The 7317-nt window shown below is 73.9% G+C and carries 4 protein-coding genes; 3 read left to right on the plus strand and 1 reads right to left on the minus strand.

The annotated features are described in order from the left end of the window. Window positions 1-264 precede the first annotated feature (264 nt). Window positions 265-2133, minus strand: coding sequence for a molecular chaperone HtpG (gene htpG, locus AB0I91_RS44380; RefSeq protein WP_498778477.1), 1869 nt, complete (start codon window positions 2131-2133; stop codon window positions 265-267). A gap of 139 nt (window positions 2134-2272) precedes the next feature. Here htpG and AB0I91_RS44385 point away from each other — a divergent pair, with 139 nt between their 5' ends. From AB0I91_RS44385 to AB0I91_RS44395, 3 genes are read left to right on the plus strand one after another with little or no spacing between them, the layout of a single operon-like run. Then, complete coding sequence (locus AB0I91_RS44385; RefSeq protein WP_498778478.1) at window positions 2273-3940, plus strand: RNA ligase family protein; 1668 nt, start codon at window positions 2273-2275, stop codon at window positions 3938-3940. Beyond that, entirely contained in the window at window positions 3940-6669 is a 2730-nt protein-coding gene (locus tag AB0I91_RS44390; protein WP_499642304.1) for an RNA repair domain-containing protein, read from the plus strand. Before AB0I91_RS44385 ends, AB0I91_RS44390 begins: the two co-directional genes overlap by 1 nt. Window positions 6670-6701: 32 nt before the next feature. Continuing rightward, window positions 6702-7289, plus strand: coding sequence for a nitroreductase family protein (locus tag AB0I91_RS44395; RefSeq protein WP_498778480.1), 588 nt, complete (start codon window positions 6702-6704; stop codon window positions 7287-7289). Window positions 7290-7317: the final 28 nt, after the last annotated feature.

The raw sequence follows: 7317 nt of genomic DNA on the forward strand, positions 1-7317 counted from the left end.
GGCCAAAGCCGGCTGGCCCGGCGGGGAAAAGCGTCCCGCCGGGCCTGCCGGCTTCGACCAGCCTAAAGCACCCGAACCCATGTCAAATCGGGCCTAGGTGGGGATGTGGCGGGTCCGTTGTGGGTAGTTGGTGAGGGCCTCGGAGGTGGAGGCCCGTTGTGGTAGTTGGGTGAGGGCCTCAGAGGTGTGGAGGTCGGTGAACCGGGTGCGGGCTCCCGGCGCGGTGGGCGGGAGCCCGCACGGGGCTCAGGGCGGCTCAGGGCGTCACAGGGTCCGCTCCAGGTGGTCCGACATCAGCCGGACGAAGCGGGACGGGTCGGGCAGGTCGCCGCCCTCGGCGAGCAGCGCCATGCCGTGGAGCAGCTCGGCCGACTCGGCGAGCGACGGGTCCTCGCCGCCGCGGTCGGCGAAGGCCTTGTGCAGGCCGGAGACCAGGGCGTGGTCGGGGTTGAGCTCCAGGATCCGCTTGACCGGCGGCAGCTCCTGGCCCATCGCCCGGTACATCTTCTCCAGGGTCGGGGTCAGGTCGTGCGCGTCGCCGACGACGCACGCGGCCGACGTGGTCAGGCGCGAGGACAGCCGCACCTCCTTGACCTGGTCGGTCAGGGTGGAGGTCATCCAGGTCAGGAAGTCGGCGAAGTCCTTCTGCCGCTCCTCCGCCCGCGCCTTCTCCTCCTCGGTCTCCAGGTCGACCTGCCCCTTGGCGATCGACTGGAACGTCTTCTCCTTGTACCCCGGCACGGCGTCGACCCACATCTCGTCGATCGGGTCGGTGAGGATCAGCACCTCGAAGCCCTTGGCCCGCAGCGCTTCCAGGTGCGGCGAGTTCTCCACCGTGGCCCGCGAGTCGCCGGTCATGTAGTAGATGTGCCGCTGGTCGTCCTTCATCCGCTCGACGTAGGCCGCGAGCGTGGTCGGCTTCTCCGCGTCGGCCGTCGAGGCGAACGAGGCGATGTCGAGGATGGCGTCGCGGTTGTCGGGGTCGGCGAGCAGGCCCTCCTTGACCGCGCCGCCGAACTCGCGCCAGAACGTCTCGTAGGACTCGGGCTTGTCGGCCATCATGGCCTTGACGGTCGAGAGCACCTTCTTCACCAGCCGCCGGCGCACCTGCTGGATCTGGCGGTCGTGCTGGAGCAGCTCGCGCGACACGTTGAGCGACAGGTCCTGGGCGTCCACCACGCCCTTGACGAACCGGAGGTACTCCGGCATCAGCTCTTCGCAGTCGTCCATGATGAAGACGCGCTTGACGTAGAGCTGCACGCCCCGCTTGCGCTCGCGCATGAACAGGTCCAGCGGCGCCTGGGACGGGATGAACAGCAGGGCCCGGTACTCGAACACGCCCTCGCCGTGCATCCGGATCGTCTCGAGCGGCTTGTTCCAGTCGTGGCTGACGTGCCGGTAGAACTCGGCGTACTCCTCCTCGGTGACCTCGGAGGCGGGCCGCGCCCACAGCGCCTTGCGCGAGTTGATCGTGGTCGGCTCGGCGCCGTCCTCCGCGGCCAGCCGGATCGGCCAGGTGATGAAGTCGGCGTACTTCTTGACGATCTCGGTGATCTTCGCGGTCGACGTGTAGTCGGCGAGGTGGTCCTCGGGGTCGGCCGGCTTGAGGTGGAGGGTCACGGAGGTGCCCTGCGGCGCGTCGTCGACGTCCTCGATCGTGTAGGTGCCCTCGCCGGTGGACTCCCACCGGACGCCCTCCGCGCGCGGGTGCCTGGTCACCAGCGTGACCTTGTCGGCGACCATGAACGAGGAGTAGAAGCCGATGCCGAACTGGCCGATGAGGTCCTGCGAGGCGGCGGAGTCCTTCGACTCCTTCAGCTTCTGCAGGAACTCGGCGGTGCCGGACTTGGCGATCGTGCCGATGAGCCCGATCACGTCCTCGCGGGTCATGCCGATGCCGTTGTCCCGGATCGTGAGCGTGCGCGCCTCCCGGTCCACCTCGATGGCGACGTGGAGGTCCGACGTGTCCGCGACCAGGTCCTTGTCCCGGAACGTCTCCAGCCTGAGCTTGTCCAGCGCGTCCGAGGCGTTGGACACCAGCTCGCGCAGGAACGTGTCCTTGTTCGAGTAGACCGAGTGGATCATCAGCCGCAGGAGCTGACGCGCCTCCGACTGGAACTCGAGCGTTTCCACGTTCGTCCTTTCTGTTCGACCTTCGTCGAATCGTCATCGTATCCAGTCGTCCGGCGGACCGGGACACCACCGAAAACCGGTCGATCAGCGGGGTCGGCGATCTCTATGGTTCACCCGGAATCCAGTGGTGGGAGGGGTCATGCGCACGCCGTACCCGCGCACGCCGCACCTGCCGTGGTCGCCCGGCGCGTCGGCGGACGACGTGCGGGTCGCCGACCTGGACGCGCTGAGGGGCCGTGAGGTGGTGGTCACCGAGAAGCTCGACGGCGAGAACACCACCCTGTACGCCGACGGGGTGCACGCGCGGTCGCTCGACTCGGCGCACCACCCGTCCCGGTCGTGGGTCAAGGGGCTCCAGGGGCGGATCGGGTCGCGGTTGCCCGCAGGGTGGCGGATCTGCGGCGAGAACGTCTACGCACGTCACTCGATCGGGTACGACGACCTGGAGAGCTGGTTCTACGGGTTCTCCGTGTGGGACGGCGACCGCTGCCTGGACTGGGACCGGACCGCGCGGTTCCTGCGCGACCTCGGCGTGCCCGTGCCGCCGGTGCTGTGGCGCGGGGTGTTCGACGAGCGGGCGTTGCGCCGGCTGCGCGTCGACGCGGCGCGGCAGGAGGGGTTCGTCGTGCGGACCGCCGAGGGGTTCGGGCGGGCCGAGTTCGGGCGGCGGGTGGCGAAGTGGGTGCGCCCGCACCACGTGCGGACCGGCACGCACTGGATGGCGGCGCCGGTGGTGGCGAACGGGCTCGGGCCCGGCTCCGTGCTGTGGGACGTGCGGTCGGGCGCGCCGTTCGAGCTGTCCGCGCTGCTCGACGCGGTCGGGCTCGACGGTGACGAGGGCGACGTGGAGCCGGCCGCGGCGGTGGCGGCGGGGTTGAGCGGGGAGGCCCGGCTGGCGGGGGTGCTGGCGGTGGCGGCGCGCCGGCTCCGGCGCGGGCGGGTGATGTCGTTGCTGGCGGGTCCGGTCGGGGTCGGGGTGGCGCGGCGCGTCGGCGATCTCGTGGGGTTGCACCGGCTGCTGCACGAGCCGTTCCCGGACGAGGCGCGGCGGGCCGGGCTGCTGCGCTTCTCGACCGCGGTGGACCTCGACGTGCTGCACGCCGTGTCGGCCGCCGTCGCGCCCGGCGCGGACGCGCGTGACCAGGTGGCCTGGTCCGCCTTGCACGCGGAGGACGTCGGGTCGTTCGACCGGTTGCGGTCGGGGCTGCGCGAGCGCTCGGGGCCGGCCGCCGACCGGTGCTGGGCCGAGGCGCGGGACGCGGGCATCCGGGCCGGGCGGGTGCCGGACGTGGAGGAGGCCGTCGCCGCGACGTGGCGGTGGCGTGCCGGCGGGTTCGGGTCGGTGGTGCACCTGGTGGGGTTGTCGGGCAGCGGCAAGTCGACGTTCGCCGCGGGGCTGCCGGCCGACGTCCGGGTGTCGTTGGACGACCTGCGCGAGGAGGCGGGTGACCGGGCCGACCAGCGGGTCAACGCCCGGGTGCTGCGGGCGGGGCTCGACCGGCTCGACGCCGCGCTGCGCGCGCGCCGGACCGTGGTGTGGGACGCGACGTCGCTGGTCGAGCCGCAACGGGCGTTGGTGCACGCGGTCGCGCGGCGGCACGATGCGATGGTGACGCACGCGGTGGTGCTGGTCGACGAACGAGAGGTCGCCCGGCGCAACGGGTCGCGGGCGCACGCCGTGCCGGCCGCGGTGCTGGACGCCCAGGCCCGGCGGTTCAGCCCGCCCTACCCGTGGCAGGCCCACCGCACGTGGTACGTCGGCGCGGGCGGCGCCGTGGAGTCCGCGGACGATTCCGGGGAGCCGTGATGCGCACGAGCGAGCAGGTCTACCACCAGGTCCGCTGGGATCCGCGCTTCGACCCGGCGCGGTTCGTGCTGGGCGTGCAGCAGCGCGGGGTGGGGCCCAAGCGGGTCGCGCTGCCCGCGTTCACGCCGGGCGGTGAGGTGCCGTGGCACCGGGTGCTGTTCGTGGAGGCGGACGGCGAGGTGGTGTGGGACCGGGCCACCGGGCTTGACCGGGTCGGCGAGTCGGCGGCGGGCCGGGTGCGGGCACCGCGCCTCCTGCGTGCGCCGGTCTTCACCGCGAGCACCCCGCACGCCTGGGACCCGCTGCACGGCTGGGTCCCCGCCGGCGAGGTCACGTCGGTCGTTCGCGACCCGTCTCCCGGCGGTCGCGCGTTTCGAGGTCGGGCGCTCAGTGGCGAGGCCGGCTCCGGCCGGGCTTCAGAGGCGGCGCGATTCCTCACCTGGAACGTGCTGTGGGACCGCTACGACAGCGATCGCATCGACACGGCCCGCCGCCGTCCGCTGCTGTTCGGCGAGCTGGCGGCGGCCGACGCGGACGTGATCGCGTTGCAGGAGGTCGAGCCCGACCTGCTCGCCGCGCTCATGGCCCAGCCGTGGGTGCGTGCGGGCTACACGCTCGACGTCGACCCGACCGGACCGGACGTCGACCGCACCGGGCTGGTGGTGTTGAGCAGGCTGCCGGTGCTGGAGGCCGCCCGGTTCCCGCTCGGCTCGCACAAGGCCGTCGCCGCGATCGTGGTGGAGACCGCCGGCGGGCCGCTCGTCGTCGCGGCCACCCACCTGACCAGCGATCACACCGCGAACGGGCAGGCCTTGCGGAAGGCGCAGCTCGGGCGGGTCGCGGAGGCGTTCGCCGGGGTGGCGGGCGACGTGGTGCTCGTCGGCGACTTCAACGACGGCGGCCGGCGGCCGGCCGCCGCGCTCGGGATGCGCGACGCGTGGCTGGAGGCGCGTGACGACGAGCCGCCGACGTTCGACCCGGTGGTGAACCCGCTGGCGGCGGTGTCCTCGCTGTCCGGCCGCCGGTCGCGGCTGGACAGGGTGTTCGTGCGCGGCGGGTGGCGGTGCGTCGGCGCGGAGCTGGTCGGTGATCGGCCCGTCGACGGCCGGTTCGCCTCCGACCACTACGGGGTGCTGGCGCGGTTGGCGGCCGCCGTGCCCTCCGCCGGTGTGCTCGACTCGGCGCCGACGCCGCGGACCGCGGTGGTGTGGCTGCCGGGGCCGTGGGAGGAGGTCGAGCGGGTGCGGCGGGAGCACGACCACCGGGCCGACCGGTGGCCGCCGCACGTGACGCTGCTGTTCGGGTTCGTGCCGGAAGCCGACTTCGACGGGGCCGTGCCGCTGCTGGCCGAGGCGGTCGCCGGTGTGCCGCCGTTCCCGGTGGTGGTGGACGGCGTGCGGGAGTTCGGGCCGGGGGTGGTGTGGCTCGACCCGGCGGCGGCCGGTGCCACGCCGTGGAGGGCGCTGCACGACGCGGTGCGGCGGCCGTTCCCCGCCTGCCGGACCAGGGACGACTTCACCCCGCACCTCACCGTCGGCCGCTCGCGGCAGGCGGCGGAGGGGGTCGGCGCGCGGTCGGGCCGGGTGGACGAGGTGGTGGTGCTGTCGAGGCGGGGCGACGGGCCCATGCTGCCGCGCGCGGCGGTCGCGCTGGGCACCGGCGAGGTGCGGTGGTTCGAGGAGCCGGCCACCCCGCCGGGACCGTCGCTGGACGCGGTGGCCGACCGCGTCACCCGCGCCTTGTCGGCTGCGCTCGGCACCCGGTCGGGCGCGCCGGACGTGGTGCACGTCGTCGGCTCGCGGCGGATGGGGTGTGGGTTGCCCGAGGCCGACCTCGACCTGGTCGTCGAGGTGGCGGATTCGACGACCGTGGCCGAACGGGTCGCCGCCGCGCTGCCCGGGGTGGTTGTCCGGCCGGTGGTCGGTGCGCGGTCGCCCGGGTTCCGCTTCGTCGTGGACGGGCTCGGGGTGGACCTCGCGGTGGCGGCGGGCGACGGGGTGGCGTTGAGCGCGGTCGGTGACGCGGAGGCGGTGCGGGCGGCGGTCGGTGGGCGGGGTGAGGACTTCGCGCGGTTGGCCCGGGCGGTCAAGGGGTGGGCGCGGGCGCGTGGTCTGGACTCGGCGCCGTTCGGCGGTGTGCCCGGGCTGGGGTGGTCGGTGCTCGCGGCGCGAACCGTGCGCGAGTGGGACGGGCCGGACCTGCTCGCCGGGTTCTTCGCGACCTGGGCGGCGTGGGACTGGCGTGACCCGATCGCTTTGGCGACCGCCCCAGGGCGCACCGGCGCGCCGGTGACGATCATGACGCCGACCGCGCCCGTGCGCTCGTGCACGGAGCAGGTCGGCCCGGGGTTCCGCGACCTGCTGACGGCCGAGCTGTACCGGGCGTGGGAGCTCGCGGAAGCGGGAGCTCCCGGGCTGTCCGCACCGCCCGACGCGCACCGCGTGCACGCCGCCTGGGCGCTGGTCACCGTGCCGCACGACCTGGTCGGCCCGGTCCGCGGCCGGATGCGGGCGTTGCTCACGGCGTTGGAGGTGGCGGGGACGCCGGACGCGCACGCGTGGCCGCGGCCGGTCGAACGCACGCCGGACGCGGTCCGGTACGCGATCGGGTTGGGCCGGCGCCCGGTGTCTCCCGCCGCCCTCGCCGATGTGGTTGCCTCGTGGCGGAGCGGGCTGCGCGGCGTCGACGTCGTCCGGGTGGGCAACGGCGACGTGCCGACCCTGCGCTGAGCAGGCGATCGGTCGAGGTGGAGGGGGTTCTCGTGGAGTTCCAGGACGTGGTCCGGCGCAGGCGGATGGTGCGGGAGTTCACCGACGAGCCGGTGTCGGACGAGAGCGTGCGGCGGATCATGCGCAACGCGCTGCGCGGCCCGTCGGCCGGGTACTCGCAGGGTCAGGCGTTCCTCGTGCTGCGCGGCGAGGAGACGGCGGCGTTCCACGAGTCGGTCCGGCAGCTGTGGACCGCGGACACCGCCAAGACCGCGCCGGTGATCGTGGTCGCGTTCGCGGTGAAGGACGCCTACCTGGACCGGTACGCCGAGCCGGACAAGGGGTGGACCGACCGGAGCGAGGACCACTGGCCGGTGCCGTTCTGGCACATCGACACCGGGATGGCCGTGCTGCTGATCCTGCAGACCGCGGTCGACGAAGGGCTCGGCGCGGTGTACTTCGGCATCGCCGAGGAGGACTTCGACCGGCTGCGCGCGGAGTTCGGCGTGCCCGCGAGCCACGTGCCGATCGGCGCGATCGCGATCGGGCACGGCGCGGAGCAGGGCGTCTCGGAGGGCGCGTCACCGTGGACCCGGAGGCGGCGGCCGTTCGAGGAGGCCGTGCGCTTCGGGCGCTGGTAGCCGGCCGCGCTGCCCGTGCGGCGTGCCG

Source organism: Actinosynnema sp. NPDC049800 (assembly GCF_040656635.1).
GTDB lineage: Bacteria > Actinomycetota > Actinomycetes > Mycobacteriales > Pseudonocardiaceae > Actinosynnema.

Excerpts from the sequence above, each read along its gene's own strand:
- AB0I91_RS44390 (WP_499642304.1), top strand. The coding sequence starts at position 3,940 with ATGCGCACGAGCGAGCAGGTCTACCACCAGGTCCGCTGGGATCCGCGC.
- AB0I91_RS44385 (WP_498778478.1), top strand. The coding sequence starts at position 2,273 with ATGCGCACGCCGTACCCGCGCACGCCGCACCTGCCGTGGTCGCCCGGC.